Consider the following 20,304-nt stretch of genomic DNA (forward strand, 5'->3'; position numbering starts at 1 on the left):
ATGCGAGTCCTGGCTGCGCTCTCGGTGCTCGTCTCGGCGGCGGTGCACCTCTACCTCTGGCTCGACTTCGCGCGGGACGACGACTTCCTCGGGCCCTCGTTCATGCTCAACGCGGTCGCCGGCGCGGTGATCGCCGTGCTGCTGCTGGCCTGGCGGCACTGGCTCCCGGCGTTCCTGGCGCTGGGCTTCGGCGCGTCGACGCTGCTCGCCTTCGTGCTGGCCACGACGGTGGGCCTGTTCGGCACGACCGCCAACTGGACCGGCTGGGCCGTCTGGGTCGCGGCCACCGCCGAGGTGCTGGCGATCGTCGCCGGTGCCCGGCTGCTGCTCGCGGACAACCCGCTGCGCTCACGCGTCCAGTCGTAGGACCACGCGCCCGTCGGTGGTGCGCACCTCGACCGTCGCGATGTCGTCGCGCCCCACCGACGTCGCGGCGGGCACCCGCATCGTGGTGCCGTCCACGGAGTGCCAGCTGCCCACCTGCTCCGTGCGGCCCTGGGCGGTGGTGACGAAGAGCAGGTAGTCGACCTCGTCGGGCAGCTCGAAGTCCACCGTGCTCACGTCGTAGGTGCACGTCAGCAGCATCCGGGTGCCCCACGTGACCGGCTCCAGGCCGACGGTCGCCTCGATCGGGACGTCGCCGAGGGGAGCCATCGCCAAGGTCTCGACGTCGGCCGAGGTGCTGGTGCCCGGCCCGGAGACGGGCGGCCCGTCGCCCCCGCCGAGCACCATCGGGACGCTGAGGACGGCGACCGTGGCCGCGGCGGCGGCCAGGCCGGCGATCACGACCGTGCGTCGGCGCCGGCGCGTCTCGACGGCGCGGTGGAGCGCGGGCAGCAGCGTGGCGGGCAGCGGCGGGTCGGCGGGCGGGTCCTCCAGGACGCTCGCGTCGACGCGGTCGAGCAGGCCGGGCATGCCGGCGAAGGACCGGACCGAGCGGGCGCACTCGTCGCAGGTGGCGAGGTGGCGCTCGAACTCGAGCCGCTCGGAGGGGCTGAGGGCGCCGAGGACGTAGGCGGCGTCGTCGTGCGCGTGGATGCACGTGCTCATGCGCTCACCCCCATCTCCTCCAGAGCGAGCTTGAGCGCGCGCAGCGCGTAGTGGGTGCGCGACTTCACGGTGCCCACCGGGATGCCCAGCCGTCGCGCGACCTCGGCGACGGGGCGACCGCGGTAGTAGCACTCCAACAGCACGACCCGGTGGTCCTCGGACAGGTGCGTCAGCGCCTCCGCCACCACCCAGGACAGCAGGAGCTGGTCGCTCTCGTCGTCCTCCACCGAGCGGCGCGGCTCGGGGACCTCGTCCATCGGGGTCTCGGGGCGGGCGCGACGGCTGCGCCAGTCGTCGATGACGATGTTGCGCGCGACGGTGAACAGCCACGAGCGCACGGCCGCCGGCGAGCTGGAGAGGATGGTGCCGTGCCGCCAGGCGCGGAGCAGGGTCTCCTGGGCGACGTCCTCGGCACGGGCGCGGTCGTTGCCCACGAGGCTCAGGCAGAAGCGCCAGAGCACGTCGGCGTGCTCGTCGTGCACCTGCTGCATCAGCGTGACCTCGTCCTTCGACATGCCACCCTCCCTACCCGGGTTGACGCCGGGCGTGCGTGAACGGTTCACCGTGCGCCTGCCCGCGCCGTCCCAGTCTCGCCCTCCGGGCCGAACGCCGCGAGCAGCTCGTCGCGCACCGCGTCCATCCGCCACACCGGCGCCTCGGGCGAGGGCCGCAGCCCGGGGTCCCAGTCCCAGCCCGCGATCCGGTCCAGCACGGCCGGGTCCTGGGCGATGAGGGTGACCGGCACGTCGTGTCCCGGGTCCTCGCCGGACACGATGGTCGCCGGCTGGTGGTCGCCGACCATGACGACCACGAGGTCCTCGTCGTCGTAGGTCGACAGGAACGACACGACCGAGCGCAGCGAGTACTCCACGGCCCCGGCGTACGCCGCCCGCACCCGTTGCGGGTCGGGCCAGATGTCGGACTCGGAGGGGAGCGTGTCGGGCATCCCGGCGAAGACGGAGCCGTCCCCGACGTCCTGCTGCGCGAGCAGGTGCGGGGTGCGCGACCACGGTGCGTGGCTGCTCACGAGGTCGATCTCGGCCATCACCGGAGGCCGGTCGCGCGGGGCGAGCTCGAGGTGGTGGACGGCGTCCAGGGTGAACTGGTCGGGCATCGTGGGGTAGCCGAAACGGGGGCCGCGGTAGCCGAGGCTGCGCGCGTCGTAGACCCGGTCGAAGCCGTAGAACTCGCCCTGCGGCCAGTCGCGGTCGTTGGCCGGCACGGCGGCCACGGTGCGCCACCCGGCGCGACCGAAGAGGCTCGACAGCGTCTCGCGCCGGGTGGTGACCAGCTGGTCGTAGCGCTGCTGGCTGTCGACCCACAGGCCCGACTGCAGGGTCGCGTGCGCGAGCCAGCTGAGCGCCCCGAACGTGGGGGAGGTGAGGTAGGCCGAGCGCGACTCGTAGCCGTGCAGCTGCAGGTCCCGCGTGCCGGTGTCGAGCGCCCGGGTGATCCCGGGGGAGAGGCCGGGGTCGTCGATCGCGACCCGGCCGTAGCTCTCGACGAAGACGAGCAGCACGTCCTTGCCGCGCAGCCCGGTGAGGAGGTCGTGGGCGGGCGTCGCGTGCTGCGGGTCGCTCGCCGCGGCCAGCGCGAACGCCCGCTGGTCGCGCAGCTGCGACGGGACCCGGGCGACCTGTCCCCAGGCGTACGACGCCGCTGCCCCGGAGGCCACCGGGACGCCGCCCACCTGCACGCCGAGCAGGCTCAGCAGGAGCCAGAGCGGCGTGAGGGCGGCGACGACCCGCACGGCTGCCGGCCGGTGGCGCACGGCCGCGCGCGCGAGGCGTCGTACGGCCAGGGGCACCAGCGCGAGCGCGGCCAGCAGGGTCGCCGCGGCGGCGAGCAGCAGGACCACCCCCAGCCACCCCTGGGCGGAGCCGCGGACGGTCTCGACGAGCGAGCCGGCGTAGCGCCAGTCGATCATCGGGTCGAAGGGGCGGTTGAGCGCCTGGATGAAGGCGACGTCCAGGAGCTTGAAGACCGTGACGACCGCCAGCACCGCGCCCGCCGCCGCGACCACCAGTGCGCGGAGCCGGCCCATCCGCTCAGGCAGGGCGAGCACCACCGCCAGCAGCACCAGCAGCTCGACCGGCAGCCGCAGGAAGGCCGCCGGGGTCATGTCCTCGACCCGGGTCGGGGCGACGAGCGCCACCAGCACGACGACGAGTGCCAGCGTGGTCGGCACGACCGCGCGCGCCCGGCGTTGAACCGTCGGCACATCGACTCCGTTCACCACGTGTACAGGGCTCCCCAGAGGGGAACGAGACGCCCACCGTTCCGGTTCACGAACCGCACGAGGTGACACATGCAGCGAGAGGCCCGGGCGTTCTGGCTCCGCGAGCCGGGAGTCGGAGAGATCCGCGACGTCCGGCTGCCCGAGCCGGGAGCGGGCGACGTCGTGGTCCGCACGCTGCGGTCGGCGGTGAGTCGCGGCACCGAGAGCCTGGTCTTCGGCGGTCACGTGCCGGCCGACCAGTACGACATCATGCGGGCGCCGTTCCAGGACGGCGACTTCCCGGGGCCGGTGAAGTACGGCTACCTCAACGTCGGGCAGGTCGAGGACGGCCCGGACCAGCTGCTCGGCCGCAACGTCTTCTGCCTGCACCCGCACCAGACGGCGTACGTCGTGCCGGCCTCCGCGGTCGTCGAGGTGCCCGACGGCGTGCCGGTGCGCCGGGCCGTCCTGGCCGGCATCGTGGAGACGGCGGTCAACGCGCTGTGGGACGCGCCGCCGCTGGTGGGCGACCGGGTCGCGGTGGTCGGCGCGGGTGTCCTCGGCTGCAGCGTGGCGCGGCTGGCGTCGCGCGTCCCGGGCACCCGCGTGACGTTGGTGGACGTCGACGCCTCGCGTGCCGCGGTCGCCGCAGCGCTGGGCGTCGACTTCGCCGCGCCCGAGGACGCGGCCGGCGGGTGCGACCTCGCGGTGCACACCAGTGCGACCTCGGCCGGGCTGCAGACGGCCGTCGACCTGCTGGCACCGGAGGGCACCGTGCTCGAGCTCAGCTGGTACGGCGACCGGGCGACGACGATCCAGCTGGGCGGCAGCTTCCACTCCGGGCGGCTCACCCTGCGGGCCAGCCAGGTGGGACGCGTGGCACCCGCGCGCCGCGACCGTCGTACGACCTCGCAGCGGCTCGCGCTCGCGCTCGAGCTGCTGCGTGACGAGGCCTTCGGCTGCCTGCTGACGGGGGAGTCGGCCTTCGAGTCGTTGCCCGAGGTGATGCCGCGGCTGGTCTCGCGCGAGCTGCCGGCGCTGTGCCACGGCGTGACCTACGAGGAGCCCCCGTGTTCGGCGTGACGGTCCGCGACCACATGATGGTGGCCCACAGCTTTCGCGGCGAGGTGTTCGGGCCCGCACAGCAGCTGCACGGCGCCACCTTCGTCGTGGACGCGACCTTCCGCGGCGAGGCGCTCGACGCCGACGGGATCCTCGTCGACATCGGCCGCGCGACCGAGGTGCTGAAGGCGGTCGTGGGGGAGCTGTCCTACCGCAACCTCGACGACGACCCGGCCTTCGCCGGGACCAACACGACGACCGAGGTGCTCGCCCGCCACGTGGCCGACCGGCTCGCCGAGCAGGTCGCCGCCGGGGCGATGGGCGCCGCCGAGCACGTGAACGGGATCGTCGTCACCCTGCACGAGTCCCACGTCGCGTGGGCCAGCTACGAGCGGTCGCTGTGACGGCCGGCATGCTCCACCTCGTCGTCCCGCGGGGCGTCGACGACCCGCAGCGTGCGAGCGGCGGCAACACCTACGACCGCCGGCTGCACGCCGCGCTGTCGGAAGCTGGCTGGGAGGTCGGCCTCGTCGAGGTGGAGGGCGGGTGGCCCTGGTCGGCGGCGCGCGGCGCCGACGGCCTCGATCGCGCCCTGTGCGGCCTGCCGGACAACGCGCTCGTGCTCGTCGACGGCCTCCTCGCGTCCCGGCTGCCGTCGGTGCTGGTCCCCGCGAGCGCGCGGCTGCGGGTGGTGCTGCTGGTGCACCTGCCGGTGGGTGTCGACGACGAGGACGCGCGGTCGGCCGAGCGTCAGGTGGTCACTGCGGCAGCCTCGGTCGTCACGCCGAGCGCGTGGTGCCGCGAGTGGCTGCTGCGCGAGTACGACCTCGACGCCGGCGTCGTGCACGTCGCGCAACCGGGCGTCGACCTGGCCCCCGTCGTCCCTTCGGAGGGCCAGGCCGGCTCGTTGCTGACCGTCGGCAGCCTCACGCCCGTCAAGGGGCAGGACGTGCTGCTGGAGGCGCTGTCCGACGTCCGCGACCTGGCCTGGCGGTGGGCGTGCGTCGGGTCCACGTCGGTCGCCCCCGTCTTCGTCGCGCGGCTCCGGCAGCGTGCGGTGGAGGTGGGCCTCGCCGACCGGGTCGACCTGGTCGGCCCTCTGACGGGCGACGCGCTCGAGTCGGCGTACGCCGCCGCGGACCTGCTGGTCCTGCCGAGCAGGTCCGAGACCTACGGCATGGTCGTCACCGAGGCGCTGGCGCGCGGGCTGCCGGTGCTGGCGAGCGACGTGGGCGGGGTGCGCGAGGCGCTCGGCGGCGCCGGCCTGCTGGTGGCACCGGGCGGACTGGCCCCGGCGCTGCGTCGCTGGCTCACGGACGCCTCGTTGCGCGACGACCTGCGGGCCGCGGCGAGGGAGCGGCGAACGGAGCTCACCGGCTGGTCCGTCACGGCCGGCCTCGTCGCCGACGTCGTACGCCGGGCGGCGGCATGAGGACGTCGTGGCGGTGGCTCGCCGGCGCACTGATCCTCGCTGTCGTCTTGTGGCGCGTGGGCAGCGACTCCGTCGTCGACGGGGTGCGGGCGCTGGACCTGACGGTCGTGCTCTGGGGCGTGCTCATCTCGGTCGTGACGACGGTGGCGTGCGCCTGGCGCTGGCACCTGGTCGCGCGCGAGCTCGGCGTCGCGGTGGCACCTCCCGCGGCCGTCGCGGCCTGCTACCGCGCGCAGCTGCTCAACACGGTCCTGCCCGGCGGCGTCCTCGGCGACGTGCACCGCGGGGTGGTGCACGGGCGCGCGACCGGGGCGACCGGACGCGCGCTCCGCGCGGTGGCGTGGGAGCGGTTCGCCGGACAGGTCGTCCAGGCGGTCGTGGCGGTCGCGGTGCTGGCGGTGCTGCCGTCCCCGGTGCGTCCAGTCCTGCCGTGGGCCGTGGTGGCGGTGGTCGTGGTCGCGGTCCTCGTGGTGCTGGCGCTCCGCCGCGCGCCGGACGTCGACACGTGGTGGAGCAGTGCAGCCCGGGTGGTCCGCGACGACGTGCGGCTGGCCCTCCTGGTCCGCCGGTCCTGGCCGGGAGTCGTGCTCGCGTCGCTGGTGACGATGGCCGGCTACGTCGCGACCTACGTCCTGGCCGCGCGGGCCGTGGGGGTGGACGCACCCCTGACGGAGCTGGTCCCGCTTGCCGTCGCGGTGCTCGTCATGGCCGGGGTGCCGCTCAACCTGGCCGGGTGGGGACCGCGCGAGGGGATGGCCGCCTGGGTGTTCGCCGCGGCCGGCCTCGGCGCCGGGACCGGGGTGGCCACGGCGGTCGCCTACGGCGCGATCGTGCTGGTCGCCAACCTGCCGGGCGTCGTCGTACTGCTGCGCGACGCGGCCGGCCGGCCCGTCGCCCGTGTCCCGGAGGAGGAGAGGGTCCATGCCTGAGCGTCCCTACACGATCCTGAGCTGCAGCATCTCGCTCGACGGCTACCTCGGGGGTGCGACCGAGGAGCGGCTGGTGCTGTCCAACGAGGCGGACCTGTGCCGGGTGGACCGGGTGCGGGCGGAGTGCGATGCGATCCTCGTCGGCGCCGGGACGGTGCGCGACGACAACCCGCGGCTCGTGGTCCGCGACCCCGGCCTGCGCGAGCAGCGCCGGGCGCGGGGCCTCCCGGCGTCGCCGGCGAAGGTGACCGTCACCCGCGAGGCCCGGCTCGACGCGGCCAGCAACTTCTTCACCACCGGCGACAGCGAGAAGCTCGTCTACTGCGCCAGCGGCGGCGTCGACGGCGCCCGCAGCCGGCTCTCCCGGGTCGCGACCGTGGTCGACGGCGGCCGCAGCGTCGAGGTCGGGCGACTGACCGAGGACCTCCACGACCGCGGCGTACGCCGCCTCATGGTCGAGGGCGGCGCCCGGGTCCACACACAGTTCCTCACCTCGGCCGCCGCCGACGAGCTGCACCTCGTCGTCGCGCCGTTCTTCGTCGGCAGCTCGCAGGCCCGCCGCTTCGTCGGCGACGGCGCCTTCCCGTGGAACGCCGGCCACCGGGCGACCCTCGCCGAGACCCGCCAGATCGGCGACGTGGTGCTCCTGCGCTACGCCCTCTCATCCCGGTTCGAGGAGTCCGCATGAGCGTCGAACCCCTGCCCGATCGCGTGCCGCCCGCCGTCGTACGACGTGAGGTGCAGCTGCCGCTGCGGCTCGCCGACGGGTCGTCCGTGCCGGCGCGGATGTTCACCTTCCACGGCTTGGTGGACGGGCGCGAGCACGTGGCGATCGGGCTGGGGGAGGCGGGCAGTGGGGTGCCGCTGGTGCGCCTGCACAGCGAGTGCCTCACCGGTGACGTGCTCGGCAGCGCGCGGTGCGACTGCGGACCCCAGCTGCAGGAGGCGATCACGCAGATCACCGCGACGGGCGGCTACCTGCTCTACCTCCGCCAGGAGGGCCGCGACATCGGGCTCTACAACAAGATCGACGCCTATGCCCTGCAGGAGGACGGCCTCGACACCTACGAGGCCAACCTCGCGCTGGGCTTCGCCGAGGACGAGCGCGACTACACCGTCGCCGTGCAGATGCTCGGCGCGCTCGGCGTCGACCGGCTGGACCTGCTGTCCAACAACCCCGACAAGGTCGACCAGCTCGAGGCGGCCGGGCTCACCGTCGTACGCCGGGTGCACACCGGCCTGCACGTCAGCCCGGTCAACCTCGGCTACCTCGCCGCCAAGGCCGCCGGCGGGCACGTGCTGCACCTGCCTGGCCTCTGACGCCCTCCGGACAGGGAACCGCTCGGTCCAAGCGAGAAGCCCGGCGCATGGGGGGGTGGGGGGGACACCCGCGCCGGGCCCCTCGCGGTCTCAGCGTGTCGAGGTGAACCCGTCGACGTCGACCCTGGTCCCCTTGGACTTGCCGAGCTTCTGGCCGGTGACCCGGACCTGGAGCGTGTGGGGGCCGGCCGCGAGATCATTGCGGGCGAACATCACGCGGCGGGTCTGGAGGGTGGTGCTGTGCAGCTCGACGGCCGTGGCCACACGGACGCCGTCGAGCAGGACGTCGGCTCGGCCACGGTCGGGACCCACAGCCGCGATCCACTGCACGGCAGTGCCGGTGAAGGTGTACGTCGCCGTGGCACCGGCCTGGGAGTCGAAGCGGAGGCTCCCCCCATAGGCGCCCGTCACGGCGGCCAGCCGCCACCGGGTGGCGCTGGGGACCGGGTTCCACGAGATGGCGGTCGAGGTCTCCTGGGCCGCGCTCAGCACGAACCCGCGTCCGATTGCCTGCGCGCGGTTGCCCGCCCGGTCCACCGTGGTCACCCGGAACGACCACGTCGTGGCTCCCGGCGGCAGCGGGACCAGCGCAGTGGTGGCGAGGGGGTCGGTCAGCGCGACCGCCGTGGCTGCGCCACCGTCGGCGAGGTAGTGCAGCTCGTAGCGGGCGAGGTCGGTGGCGGTCGAGCCGGGCCAGGTCACCCGGACCGGGATGGTCGTCGCCTGGACCTGCCCGTTGCCGGGCAGCGACACCGCCGGGGTGGGGGCCGGCACCGCGGTGGAATCCACGGAGAACGACCGCGACCGCTGCACCGACACGTTGGCCGCCGCGTCCGTCGCCCGGACCCTGAAGGTGTACGTGCCGTCTGGCAGGGGGCCGTAGGCAGCGGGCGAGGTGCAGGGCTGCCAGCCCGTGCCGAGGTCCGAGGACGAGCACTCGGCGCTCGCACCGGCGTCGTCGGTGGTGAAAGCGAAGCGCGCAGTCGTGTCGGTGGTCAGCCCGCTCGGACCGTCGGTGATCGACACGGACGGTGCCGCGGTGTCGACCACCAGGGCGAACGCCGCACTGGGCGCGCTGGTGCGGCCGGCGGAGTCCTTGGCCCGGACGCGAACCTCGTGCGCACCGTCGGCCAGCGGCGACTCCACCGTCACGGCGAACTCGCCGTTCGTCACGGAGCCGGTTGCGGCGACGGCGCCGTCCACCAGCGTCTCGACGGTGACGCCCGGGGATGCCGTCCCGACGAAGGTCGGCGTCGCGTCCTGGGTGAGTCCGTCACCCTGCGTGCCACTGTCGCTCGCCGGGTCGAGGGCGAGGTCGGCGGGAGTCGGCGGCAACGGGACGCGGATCCGGTAGACAAAGGCGGCCTCCGTGCTGGTGTTGCCGACCTCGTCGACCGCCACGGCGCGCAGCGTCGTGTCCTCGGTCACCGAGACCGGGCCGTTGTAGCGGGCGTCGTCGACGCCCGCCTGTTCGTCGTCGGTCGTGTAGTGGACGGCGAGGCCCTTCTCGGTGGGCGTCGACAGGGTCACCAGCTGGTCCACGCGGTAGACCCCTGAGCCCGGCGAGGCGACCGGCGCGGCCGGGAGCACGGTGTCCTTGGGCAGCGTGAGGGAGCGTGCGGCCACGTCGCCGTCGAACGACGCCGACACGGTCAGCGGTCCGTCGGCGAGCGCGGCCACGGCGGCGGCCGGGAAGCGGGCCGACCACACGCCCTCGCCGCTGCTCGCGAGGACCTCTCCCTCCGCCGACCCGGCGGGGTCGGCGAGCTGCACGGACAGCGGGGCGGCGCCGGGGCTCACGCCGTGCACCAGGAGCGGTTCGCCGGACGCCACGTGAGCCGCGGTGACCGCGGGCACGCTGGACGAGGTGACCGCGTACGGCGCTGCGCTGGGGCAACCTCCCATTCCCGGTCCTCCGGCCTCGCCCACCTCGAAGATGGTCAACCCGGCGCGCTCCGCCCCGACGACGGCCTGCCAGGCCATGATGCGCGTCTGACCGGCCACGACGAGGTCACGGACGTCGGGTGCGAGCCCGGTGTAGGTCGCGGTCCAGGCGCCGTTCGTCGGGTCCAGCGGTTGGTCCCAGACGAGCGTGCCGAGACCTGCGCCGTCGCTGGTGGCACGCACGTCGCGCCTGCCCACCGACGTCTCGACCAGGTCCGGGTTGATGATCCGTTGCTCCAGGAGGTCCAGAGGAAGTCGCACGCCGTCGGCGCCCATGGCCGTGCCGTGCACCACCACCCGGTCCCCGTCGATCGAGGCGGCCTCGGCCCGGACGCCGAGCACGGTGGTCGCATCGCCCTTCTCGAGTCCGGGAGCGTCGTCGGTGAGCACCTGCACGACGTCGCCGGGGCGGAGGTCGGGGGTGCTCCCGGTCCAGCACGCCCCACCCGGGTGGTTCACCTCGGCCGACGGGTCTCCGGCCGCCGCCGTCGCCGCGGCCTCAGCGACTCGCACGCCGTGGCGCAGGACCCGGAAGCTGAGGGCCTCCCCGGCCGGGTAGCCCTCCGCCACGACGAAGTCGCGCTCGGGGAACACCACGACGTTCTGGGGGATGCGCGGCGGTTGGGCAACGGTTCCGGTGGTCGGTGGTGCGTCGGGTCGCGCGGGTCCGGCCGCATCCGCGTCTCCGGTCCGGGTGGCGACGACGTAGGCCGCCTCGAGCCGGGGGCTGCGGTTGCCGGCAGCGTCGATCGCGACGGCTCGTAGCGTGGCGTCCGTGGTGATCCGCACCGTGTCGGCCACCGGGTCACGCCGGTCCGGAACGCTCCCGTCGAGCGTGACGTGGATCCGCGCGCCGGGCTCCGCGGTGAGCGCGACCGTGACCGGGGCGTCGTACGTGCCTGCCGGTGGGTCGGCGACCGGAGCGTCCGCAGGGGCGACGACGTCCTTGAGCACGCCCAGGTCACGACCGCCGATCTGTCCGCCGGGAACGGTGTAGCGGGCCGTGATCCGCAGCGTCCCGTCGGCCAGCGCGGCCACGTCCTGGGCGGCGAAGGTGACCGACCACGCCTGGAACTCGCCCTGGGGTGTCGTGCTGGACACCAGCGGGGGGCGCGTCGGGTCGTCGTCCTCGAGAGTGACGTCGACGACGCTCGCGGCGTGCGACCTGCCCCGGACGACCAGGTCCTGGACACCGACGTCGGCGGCGTTGACTGCCGCGGGGGTGGCCTCGGTCACGGCGTACTCCGCCCCGGGCGGGCACTCGGACATTCCCGGGCCGCCGGCCTCACCCACCTCGTGGATCGTCACGCCGGCCCGCCCGCCGTCGGCAGCGGTCAGCAGCCACGACATGATGCGGGTCTGGCCCTCCACAGCGAGCTGTCGCGCAGCGGCGGACAGACCCGGGTAGCGGGCGGTCCAGTGGACGCTCCCGGGCGCGTCATAGGCCAAGGTTCCGAGCCCGGCGCCGTCCGACGTCGCCCGGATGTCGCGGCGGCCGATCTCCGGCAGCGCGGTGAAGTCCGGGTTGATGATCCGCTGCTCGAGCATCTCGATCGGGAGCGGGGCCCCGTCACGGTCGCGCGCGGTCCCGCGCACGACGACGTCGGTGCCTTCGACGCGCGCCGCCTCGGCGTCGACGTCGATGACGTGCGTGCCCTGGCCGGACTGCTCACCCGTGACCGGGTCCGTGGACTCCACGACACGCACCACGTCGCCGGGCAGGAGGTCCGGGGTGACCCCGAGCCAGCAGGCGCCGCCGGGGTGGTTGACCTCGGCTGACGGGTCGCCCGCCGAGGTCTGGACGCGGGCGGTCCCGATGAGGACCCCTTCACGCGTGACCTCGACCGTGACCGGGGTGGAGCCGGGGTATCCCTCGAGGGCCAGGAAGTCGCGCTCGGGGAACAGCACGATGTTGCGGGGCAGCTCCGGGATCGAGGTGACCGCTGCCCGGGCGGGCGAGGGGATCACTGCGAGGGACGCGGCCACCAGCGTGAGGAGCAGGCCGGCACGCAGTCCGGTGGGGATCGTTCGGGGCATGGTGGTCTCCTGGGCGGCAGGGGTTGTCAGTGCTGGTCGTCGTGCTCGTGGTCGTCGTGCTCGTGGTCGTCGTCGCCAGGCGGGGTGCTCGGAGTCGGCGAGCCGTTGTGCCCGGGGGAGGAGAGGTCGACCTCGACCGGCACGGCGGCGGCGCCACGGAAGTGCAGCGCCAGTCCCCGGGCTTCCTCGGGCACGTCGAAGACCAGCCCACCCGAGACCTCGCTGGCGGCAGGGACCACGCCGTCGCCGAGCTCCGTGACATGGGGCGCCACGGACGTGATCGCGTCACCGGTGAGGCTGAAGTCGTCGGCGGTCCACCTCAGCTCGGTTCGGTCGGCGGCCAGCACGACACCGACCCTGATCCGCACCATCCCCGCAGGCACCGGGTCGGCGTCGGGCATCGTCGCCATCCCCGGGACCCGCCGGTGGTCCATCGACCGGGTCGTGACGTCCGAGACGTTCAGCCAGCCTCCCGGCACGGCCACCCAGTCGCGGCCCGACCGCCCGTCCGACCCGTGCGCTCCCTCGCCGCGGTCGGCGTTGAGGCCCCACGCTCCGAGCGTCAACGCCACCAGCAGCACGGCGACCGTGCCGAGCAGGAGCGACGCCTCTCGACCCGGGCGGGCACGGCGCGCCATGACCGTGCCGCTCACTGGTGGGCCAGCAGCAGCTGGACCTGGTCGAGGCGCACGTCGAACGACGCGGACCGGGTGGAGGTGAACCGGATCTTCACCTGGCCGGAGCTGTCCACGAACCGGCGTGGATCACCGGGAGCGTCCCAGACCGAGCGCAGGTCGGTGATCGGCTGCTCCACGTCGCTGAGCATCGTCACCCACGTCCCGGCGGCGACGTCGTAGAGGGCCAACGACCGCATCGAGCCCGTCAGGTTGGCGCGTCCGTCGACCTCGACGCCGAGCGTGACGAGGTTGCGCTGGGCCGGCGCCAGGCTCACGGTCGCGACGCCCTCCACGACGTGCCGCTTGGTCTTCGACACGTACGCCGACGGCAGGAGCAGGCGCTGGGAGTCGTCGTAGCGCAACGCTCCTGCGAGGTTCATCCCGGCCGGAGGCGTCGGGGTGCCGCCGGTGACCACCGACCAGGCACCCGCCCCCACCGTGGCGGTGGTGGTGCCGGGGACGACCACGTCGATCTGGGCTCCGGGGAGGGTGGAGCCCGCGGAGACGGTCGCCAGCTCGTCGCTGACGTTGCCGGCAGCGTCGATCGCGACGGCACGCAGCTTGCGTGGGGAGCTGACCGTGATCGGGCCGGCGTATCGGTTGCCCGTGGTCGCGGTCGGCATGGTGCCGCTGAGGGTGTAGCGGATCGTCGCGCCCGTCTCCGAGGTGAGCGTCACGGTCTGGGCCCGGTCGTAGCGTCCGGGCGGGACACTGCTCGTCGGCGCAGGCGGTGCCACCGAGTCCACGGTGTTGTACTGCCCGAAGACCTCCATCGTGCTCGTCGTCCCGGACGGGCCGGTCACCGGCAGCTTGGCGATCGGGCGGCCCTGCCTGTCCAGAGGGGCTGTCTGCACCCAACCGGTCGGCAGCACCACCTGCGCCTGGTACTTCTCGCCGGCGGCGGACTTGAAGGAGACCCACCCGTAGGTGTCACTGACCTTGGTCTGCAGCACGCTCTTGCCCGTGGCGTCGTAGAGCTTGACCGTGCGGTTGGCCTGGGCGGGCTCGTTGTCGTCCTTGACGCCGTCCTTGTCGTAGTCGTGGAAGACCTGAACGCCGATCGTGCCGAGCTGCACGAACCCGAAGCTGCCCGTGCCGACCTCACCGGCGATCACGTCCACCCGGACGGTGCAGATGCGCTGCCCGTCGCCGTACGCCGCGCAGCCGGTGCGGTTGGTGGAGGTCCAGTCGAGCACGTTCGCGTCGGTGGACCGCTCGGGGGAGATCATCTCCAGGGTCCAGGACCCGGGCCTGAGCGGGTAGAACGTGGCCCGTCCGTCGTTGCCGGTGTCGAGCGAGACGGTCTGGCCCGTCGAGGAGATCGCGGTGACGCTCCACCCGGAGAGGCGGGTCTCCTTGTCCTGCCGGACGCCGTCGTTGTTGACGTCGTTGAACGGCGTGGCGACGAGCCACGAGCTCGGGTTGCGGACCGGCATCGTCACCACCTGGGCGGTGTGCTCCAGCAGCACCGTCGAGCATCCGTCGGCCGCACAGGTGAAGCCCGGCGTGGGGGCCTCGGTGGTGCCGGTCAGGGTGCGGGCGCTGCCGGTGCCCAGCGACCAGTCGCCGGAGGTGGCGACGGAGACCTTCCAGGCGCCGGGAGTCAGACCGTCGATGAGGGGGTCGGGATCCTCGAACCGCGCCACACCATCGGCTCCAGTGGTCGCGGTGACGGTGACCTGCCGCTCCGGCGGGCCGCCGCGCGCGGTCACGCGCAGGCCGGCCTTGCTGCTCTCGCCGGGATCCTGGACGCCGTCGTTGTCGGCGTCGTTGAACACCTTGACCGACAGCCCGGCCGGCGTGGTGAAGCCGAGCATCGTGTCGTTCTCCGGCGTGCGGGCCTGGTTCTCGGCGACGGCGACCTTCATGGGCAGCGCTCGGGTGGGTGCCCAGCCGGCCTGGGGCGTCGCGGAGACGGACCACTCGCCGGGCACGAGGCCGTCGAGGAGGGCGAGGCCCTGCGCGTCGGTGGTGGCGGTGAGCTTGTCGGTGCCGCGCGACAGCGTCACCGTCCAGCCGCTCAGCGGACCTTCGCCGGCTCCGGCGCTCGCCGAGCCGTCCTCGTCGTTGTAGAGGCGGACCCCGACGTCGGCGAGCTGGACCAGTCCCATCGCGACCTTCTCCGAGGCGCCGTCCGCCGACACGTCGGCTCGGACCGTGGCGCCTGTGGTGCGCCGCCAGTCGGCCGGGAGGTCGGTGCTCACGTCGAAGGCACCGCGTCCGACCCAGAAGGTCGCCGTCCCGTCCGCGCGGACCGGCTTGGTGAGGGTCCGGCCGTCGTCGGCACGCACCGTCACCCGCACGTCGGGACCGCGCCGCTCGTCGGCGCCGCGGACGCCGTTCATGTCCGTGTCGTCGAAGACGTCCACCGTGATCCTGGAGAGCTCCAGTGGCAGCAGCGGTCGGTAGCCGTCGCGGGCCGGGTCGTCCGTCTGTCCACCCGAGGCAAGTGGATCAGGAGCGAACAGGGGGTCGGCCGGAGGCGGCGCGTAGGTGCGCAGCAGGCCCCAGGTGCCTCCGGAGAGGTGGTGGAAGCCCACGGTGTCGCCGTAGAGCCAGTCCCCGCGCCGGCCGTTGCCGGCCGAGTCGAGGTGGATGTTCACGGCACGGTCGACGCTCAGGCCACCCGTCGAGCCGACGAGGTTCGATCGCGGGTCGTGGGGGTCGGTGAGCCAGCTGTGGCCGTGCACGGTGAAGTTGTGCTGACGGGGCTTGTCCCCGCCCTGGACGAGGCGAATGCGCACCGGGTCCCCGGCATACGCGCGGAACACGGGGGTGTCGGGGTCGCCGTACCTCGTGGAGCTGAGCACGGCGGCGAGGTCTGTGCCGACCATCGGTGAGGTGGCGTCGGCGGCCATGGGGGTGATCCCGAGTCGGTGTCGGTAGGGCGTGGAGGCGTAGTTGTAGCCCTTCTCGCCCTGGTCCTCGGAGTCGAGCTGCTCGGGCAGCTCGCCTGGTGCGGGCGGGTGTGAGAAGCCGTCCGGCACCTGCGCTCCTGTGGCGTCGCGCAGGTTCAGCCCGTCCTGGAAGTGCGCGGTGAACTCGCGGAAGTCCGGTCGACCGGGCGTGCGGATGTCGGCGGAGGCGCCGCTGACGATCTCCTGGCCCGTGAACGGGTCGTGGTACGTCGACCCGTGGGGCTCCACTGTCAGCGCGGCCGCGAGGCCGTGGTGGCGGTGGCCGCGGACGTCGCCGTAGTCGGTGAGGTTCACGGTGCCCAGCTCGCCGGGCGTGACGTCGGGGGCGTACCACCGGTAGAGGATGTCCTCGCCCGGGGCGACCGTCTGGTCGCGGTTGAAGCCGACGGTGGCGCCGTCGGACCCACGGACGTCATAGGTGAGCAGCTGGGCGTGCAGGGAGACCCGCAACCCGGCCCTTGTGCCGGTCGGCGGCTCCAGCGGGAGCCGGGGGTCGCCGTCGGCGGCACCCCGGCGTGCGTGTGTGGTCGCGAAGGCGCCTGCGGGGTCGATGCGGTTGTGCAGGCGCACCTCGATGCAGTCGCCCTCGTTGGCCCGCAAGGTCATCGGCTCCGGGTTGGCCCGGGCGCGTGCCACCGCCTCCTCGAGGGTCTCTCCGCGCTCCACCGCCACGTAGACCAGGCCGTAGGGGTCGTGGTCGCCCTGCCGGTTGTAGCGGATCCGGGCGTCGGTGGCCGCGACCGTCAACGACCGCACGGGAGCCCCGGTCGGACACACGTTGCCGGGCTTGTTCGCCTTCGGTGGCGGCGCGCCGGTCACCGTGGCCGAGACGTTGCCGTTCGCGGCCTGTGGCTGGTTGTCCGGGAGGGGCACCAGGCCTTGCGTGCCCTTGCCGTAGACCCGCATGAGCCCCCACATGCCCAGGTACATGTCGTCGGTGGCCGTGCTGGAGTACAGGTAGTCGCCGCGGCAGTCCTCAGTGGGCCCGCAGTCCATCTCGGGGATCTCGAAGTTGAAGGCATCCGAGACGCCCAGCGCCCGGGACGAGGAGAACTGCGACGCCGGGTCGTCCGGCTCGTCGCGCCACCGCATGCCGTGGAGGCCGAAGACGTGCTGTTCCTCCTGCGAGCCACCGACCAGGCGGATCCGCACCGGGTCGCCGGCGTAGGCCTGGAGCAGCGGAGTGGCCGGGTCGCCGTGGACGGTGGAGCTGAACACGTGTGCCGGGTCGGAGGGGTTGCCGTTGACGGTGTCGCGGATGAGGAAGGGCTCGTTGCGGTAGTTGATGCCCATCACGCCCGGGTCGTCGTCGGCGAACGTCTCCGGCGCCGCCGGGGGGTTGAACACGTCGTCCGGGTTCTGCGGGTTCCCGCCGGCCCGGGTGAGTGGGACGAAGTCCTGGAAGGCGAGCCCGAACTCGCGGAAGTCGTCCTTGGCCCCGGGGCCGATCACGTCGAACATCGTGCCGGCCGCGTCGCCGGTGCAGGCGGTGCCACAGGGCTGGCCGTGCTGCGGGTCGTTGACCGGCTGGTGGTACGCGCCGGTGCGCGAGTTGCGGAAGTCCATGCCCGCCGGCTCCACGATGAGCCCGCCGAAGAGCCCGCGTCCCTGGTCGACGGCTGGGAAATGGTGGTCGTGGGTGAACACGGTGCGCAGCTCGTAGTCGGCGTACCACCGCTCGTGGATGGTCTGGCCCGGGAAGATGCCCTGGGCGCTGGGGTTGTACTCGGCAGGGTCTGGCAGTGGCATCCTGCACGCGCCGGTCCGCTCGTTGGCGGTGCAGGACCGGGTCCCGTCGAGGACGGCGTCGTTGAAGCGGCTCTGGCGCTGGGTGAACGCGGCCTGTTGGTAGTTCCACCCGTTGCTGGACCCGTCCGAGGCGAGCACGTCGAACTTCACGAGGTGGATGTGCTGGCCGAACATGTTGGTCTGCTGGAGGACCTGGAAGGCGTCGTTGCCGTACCAGTTGGGCAGCAGGTTGGTCAGGTTGAAGTTGATGCAGTCCCCGGCATTGACCCGGAAGAACAGCGGCTCTGGCTTCTTGGTGCCCGCCACGATGGCGTCGACGTCCTTCCTGAGCACCAGTATCCGGCCCTGGGTGTCGTGCCAGCCGTCGTCGTTGTAGACGAGGTCGCGCTGCAGCACCGCGACGTCGTAGGTCACCTGGCGCGCGGTGCCGGGGCACGGGTCGGCGAAGGGAGCTCCGGGCCGCGGCTGGTTGCCCGTGCCGGCGAAGGCGTTGGCCTGTGCGGCCTGTTCGGCCTCGAGCGCGCGCTGCCACGCGCCCGCGACCGTCTCGATGCCGACCTCGGTCTGAGGGGAGCTGAGCGGGCGCACGTTGCGGGCGGGAGCGAGGAACTGCACGCGCCAGCTGCCCCCCGTGTCCCCGCGCGCCGCCACGGACACGTCGTCGACTCCATCGAGCGCTTCGAGCGCGGTTTCGATCTCGGTGGGAGTGGCGTGGGAGGCCAGCTGACTCGTCTGCTCGCCCCGGTAGCCCAGGGTGAAGGATCCGTCCGGCCCACCGCCCGTCGTGGTGATGTCCTGCACCTGGTTGAGCAGGGAGGGCGTGAGGCCCTGGCCCGCGACGATGCGGGTGGCGGGCGACCCGTCGGGGGCGCTGACCGTGTCCGGCGGCTGAGGCGCCCGCCAGCCGAACTGGCCGGGGATGAACCGCGGGTAGCCGGGGTTGGTCCGGGCGTCGTACGTCGTCGGGGCGACCCCGGCCGCAGTGCGGTCGGGGAGCAGCATGAGCTGCCGGGTCCGGACGCCGTCGGGCGTGGTCAGCCTGCCGGTTTCGCGGACGTCGTGGACGCGGAACAGCGACCAGAACCCGTCGGCGAAGTGGGGGTAGAGGTGGCAGTGGAAGATCGAGTCCCCGATGGTTCCGGGCTTGCTGCCGGCGCCGAACAACAGGTCGGCGGTGAAGGCGTCACCCGGGCCGTAGGTCTGGGAGTCGATGGTCGTTGACTCAGCCCGGCTCTGGTCACTCGGCCTGGTGGGGTTGGTGCCGGCGGTGCCGACGTCGTGGGGCTCGGCGAGCCACTGGTGGGCGTGCATGTGGAAGACGTGGGTCTCCTTCACGCCTGCGTGGGCGAAGCGGATCTTCGTCGGATCGCCCTTGTAGGCGTGGCTGACGTTGCTGGTCCAGCACGAGCCCGGAACGCCTGCCGGCATCAGCATCGCCGGCCTGGCGACACCGTCGTCCGCCTGACAGTCCTCGGGCTCGACACTCTCGCCGACGGACCAGCCGGTCGCCGGCATGCCGCTGGCCAGCTTGACCGCAGCCGGGTCGCCGTAGGTCCACGAGGAGAGCGAGGTCTCCTCGCCGATGCAGTCCGGGCAGAGCTGCTGATCGCGGTTGCCCTGTGCGTCGGCGCCGTAGTTGAAGCCGAAGCCGACGCCGGGGATCTCGTCCTGGGAGATCTGGACGGTCTCGCGGAAGGACTTCCCCGACGGCAGGACGATGTCGGCGTCGAGGTAGAGCTCACCACTCATCCGTGCGACGGATGAGGTGGGGTAGAGAGGCAGGCCGCTGTGGGAGTCGAGCCACACGGACCCCGCGGGCTCGACCGCGAAGCCGCCCCACAGTCCGTGCGCCACGCTGCCGCCGTCTGCCTCGCCGCCGGCCGACATGCCCATGTCCCGGATGAGGTACAGGCCCTCTCGTGCGGGTGCGCGCCAGTAGTAGGTGACGGTCTGGCCCCGGCCGACGGTGGAGTCGCCGGTGAAACCCACGTGAGCGCCGGCCAGCTCGGCGGAGGTGGCCGCTGCGTCCACGTGCATGGACGCCCGAGGCTCGACGACGGCCCCGCCCTGAAGAGCACGTTCGTCAAGGCGGTTGGTGAAGGTGACCTCGACGCACTCGCCCTCGTTGGCACGGACGACGATCGGCCGGGGACGGAGCCGGCGGTTGCCGGCAGGGTCTGCGCTGGCGTCTGCCGCCAGGGGCACGTGCCAGTTCTTCACCGCTGCCCTGTCCTGCTCGAAGACGTAGACCATGCCGTTGGGGTCCACGTCACCGAACCGGTTGTAGGGGATCGGGACGCTGATCGCCGCGACGTCGTAGCGTCGATCAGCCGTGTCGGCGGCGCAGCCGGCCGTGAGCGGTGCTGCCTCGGCCGGGACCACGGCGAGGAGCGGACCGACGAACGACGCCCCCACCACCGGCAGGACGACGGCCAGGGCGGCGGCCTGCTGTCGCGTCCATGCGTCGAGCATCGTCAGCGCGAGCTCGAGGAATAGCACGACCGCAGCGGCGCCCAGCACCAGTGCGCCGTCGGCGGCCAGGTGCGCCATCCCCGTCGCGCCGCCGTGGACGTGGGCACGGTCGACGAAGAGCCACCCGTGGACCATGTTGCCGGGGATGCTGAGACCGGCGTACAACCCGGCAGTGACCAGGACACCGAAGAGGGCGCCCGCGGCATCGGCCCCGGGATCAGGGCGCTCGCTCCCGGGCACGCTGCCCGACACCCAGAGCGCTGCCCGGCGGGCGACGAGCCCGCCCAGGAGCACCGCTGCGGCTGCCACGGGGACCGCGAGGGTCGAGTCCCGGAGCCAGTGCAACACGGGCGGAAGCGCGTGGCGCTCCTCCGCATGGGCGTGCACCAGGTGCAGCACCACGCCGACCCCGTAGGCCAGGACCACGATGCGCACGAGGTCGGACCGGAACCGGAGCGGGACCGCGACATGCCTGTTCATGGCTCGATGGTCGGTG

At 73.2% G+C, this 20,304-nt stretch carries 13 protein-coding genes; 7 read left to right on the forward strand and 6 right to left on the reverse strand.

Annotated elements, in window-relative coordinates:
• Window positions 1-366 (forward strand): hypothetical protein, encoded by a 366-nt coding sequence (locus ACS3YM_RS05720; protein ID WP_439939109.1) that lies wholly within the window; start codon window positions 1-3, stop codon window positions 364-366.
• Here ACS3YM_RS05720 and ACS3YM_RS05725 read toward each other — a convergent pair.
• From ACS3YM_RS05725 to ACS3YM_RS05735, 3 genes are read right to left on the reverse strand one after another with little or no spacing between them, the layout of a single operon-like run.
• Complete coding sequence (locus ACS3YM_RS05725) at window positions 349-1,050, reverse strand: anti-sigma factor family protein (RefSeq protein WP_439939110.1); 702 nt, start codon at window positions 1,048-1,050, stop codon at window positions 349-351. The genes ACS3YM_RS05720 and ACS3YM_RS05725 overlap by 18 nt on opposite strands.
• Window positions 1,047-1,565 carry a sigma-70 family RNA polymerase sigma factor gene (locus ACS3YM_RS05730; protein WP_439939111.1) on the reverse strand — a complete coding sequence of 173 codons (519 nt, stop codon included), beginning with the start codon at window positions 1,563-1,565 and terminating at the stop codon, window positions 1,047-1,049. Before ACS3YM_RS05730 ends, ACS3YM_RS05725 begins: the two co-directional genes overlap by 4 nt.
• Window positions 1,566-1,609: 44 nt before the next feature.
• A complete protein-coding gene (locus ACS3YM_RS05735) occupies window positions 1,610-3,271 on the reverse strand; it encodes a sulfatase-like hydrolase/transferase (RefSeq protein WP_439939112.1) in 1,662 nt (553 codons plus the stop codon).
• An 87-nt stretch (window positions 3,272-3,358) separates the two neighbouring features.
• Between ACS3YM_RS05735 and ACS3YM_RS05740 the strand changes: the two genes are divergently transcribed.
• The 6 genes from ACS3YM_RS05740 to ACS3YM_RS05765 are packed head-to-tail and all read left to right on the forward strand — an operon-like array spanning window position 3,359 to window position 8,011.
• A complete protein-coding gene (locus tag ACS3YM_RS05740) occupies window positions 3,359-4,351 on the forward strand; it encodes a zinc-dependent alcohol dehydrogenase (protein WP_439939113.1) in 993 nt (330 codons plus the stop codon).
• Complete coding sequence (locus ACS3YM_RS05745; protein WP_439939114.1) at window positions 4,339-4,734, forward strand: 6-pyruvoyl trahydropterin synthase family protein; 396 nt, start codon at window positions 4,339-4,341, stop codon at window positions 4,732-4,734. Before ACS3YM_RS05740 ends, ACS3YM_RS05745 begins: the two co-directional genes overlap by 13 nt.
• On the forward strand, window positions 4,731-5,762 hold the full coding sequence (locus ACS3YM_RS05750) for a glycosyltransferase family 4 protein (protein WP_439939115.1): 1,032 nt from the start codon (window positions 4,731-4,733) through the stop codon (window positions 5,760-5,762). Before ACS3YM_RS05745 ends, ACS3YM_RS05750 begins: the two co-directional genes overlap by 4 nt.
• Window positions 5,759-6,691, forward strand: a complete 933-nt coding sequence (locus tag ACS3YM_RS05755) for a lysylphosphatidylglycerol synthase transmembrane domain-containing protein (protein ID WP_439939116.1) — start codon at window positions 5,759-5,761, stop codon at window positions 6,689-6,691. The genes ACS3YM_RS05750 and ACS3YM_RS05755 overlap by 4 nt, the downstream gene beginning before the upstream one ends.
• On the forward strand, window positions 6,684-7,379 hold the full coding sequence (locus ACS3YM_RS05760) for a RibD family protein (protein WP_439939117.1): 696 nt from the start codon (window positions 6,684-6,686) through the stop codon (window positions 7,377-7,379). The genes ACS3YM_RS05755 and ACS3YM_RS05760 overlap by 8 nt, the downstream gene beginning before the upstream one ends.
• Window positions 7,376-8,011 carry a GTP cyclohydrolase II gene (locus ACS3YM_RS05765; RefSeq protein ID WP_439939118.1) on the forward strand — a complete coding sequence of 212 codons (636 nt, stop codon included), beginning with the start codon at window positions 7,376-7,378 and terminating at the stop codon, window positions 8,009-8,011. The genes ACS3YM_RS05760 and ACS3YM_RS05765 overlap by 4 nt, the downstream gene beginning before the upstream one ends.
• 90 nt (window positions 8,012-8,101) lie before the next feature.
• Here ACS3YM_RS05765 and ACS3YM_RS05770 read toward each other — a convergent pair whose 3' ends face one another.
• From ACS3YM_RS05770 to ACS3YM_RS05780, 3 genes are read right to left on the reverse strand one after another with little or no spacing between them, the layout of a single operon-like run.
• Window positions 8,102-11,992: an Ig-like domain-containing protein gene (locus ACS3YM_RS05770; RefSeq protein ID WP_439939119.1), complete on the reverse strand. Its 3,891-nt coding sequence runs from the start codon at window positions 11,990-11,992 to the stop codon at window positions 8,102-8,104.
• A 26-nt stretch (window positions 11,993-12,018) separates the two neighbouring features.
• A complete protein-coding gene (locus tag ACS3YM_RS05775) occupies window positions 12,019-12,630 on the reverse strand; it encodes a hypothetical protein (protein WP_439939120.1) in 612 nt (203 codons plus the stop codon).
• 11 nt (window positions 12,631-12,641) lie between these two features.
• Entirely contained in the window at window positions 12,642-20,288 is a 7,647-nt protein-coding gene (locus ACS3YM_RS05780) for an SdrD B-like domain-containing protein (protein WP_439939121.1), read from the reverse strand.
• Between the last annotated feature and the right edge of the window lie 16 nt (window positions 20,289-20,304).

Source organism: Nocardioides sp. N13(2025) (assembly GCF_051912545.1).
Lineage (GTDB): Bacteria > Actinomycetota > Actinomycetes > Propionibacteriales > Nocardioidaceae > Nocardioides.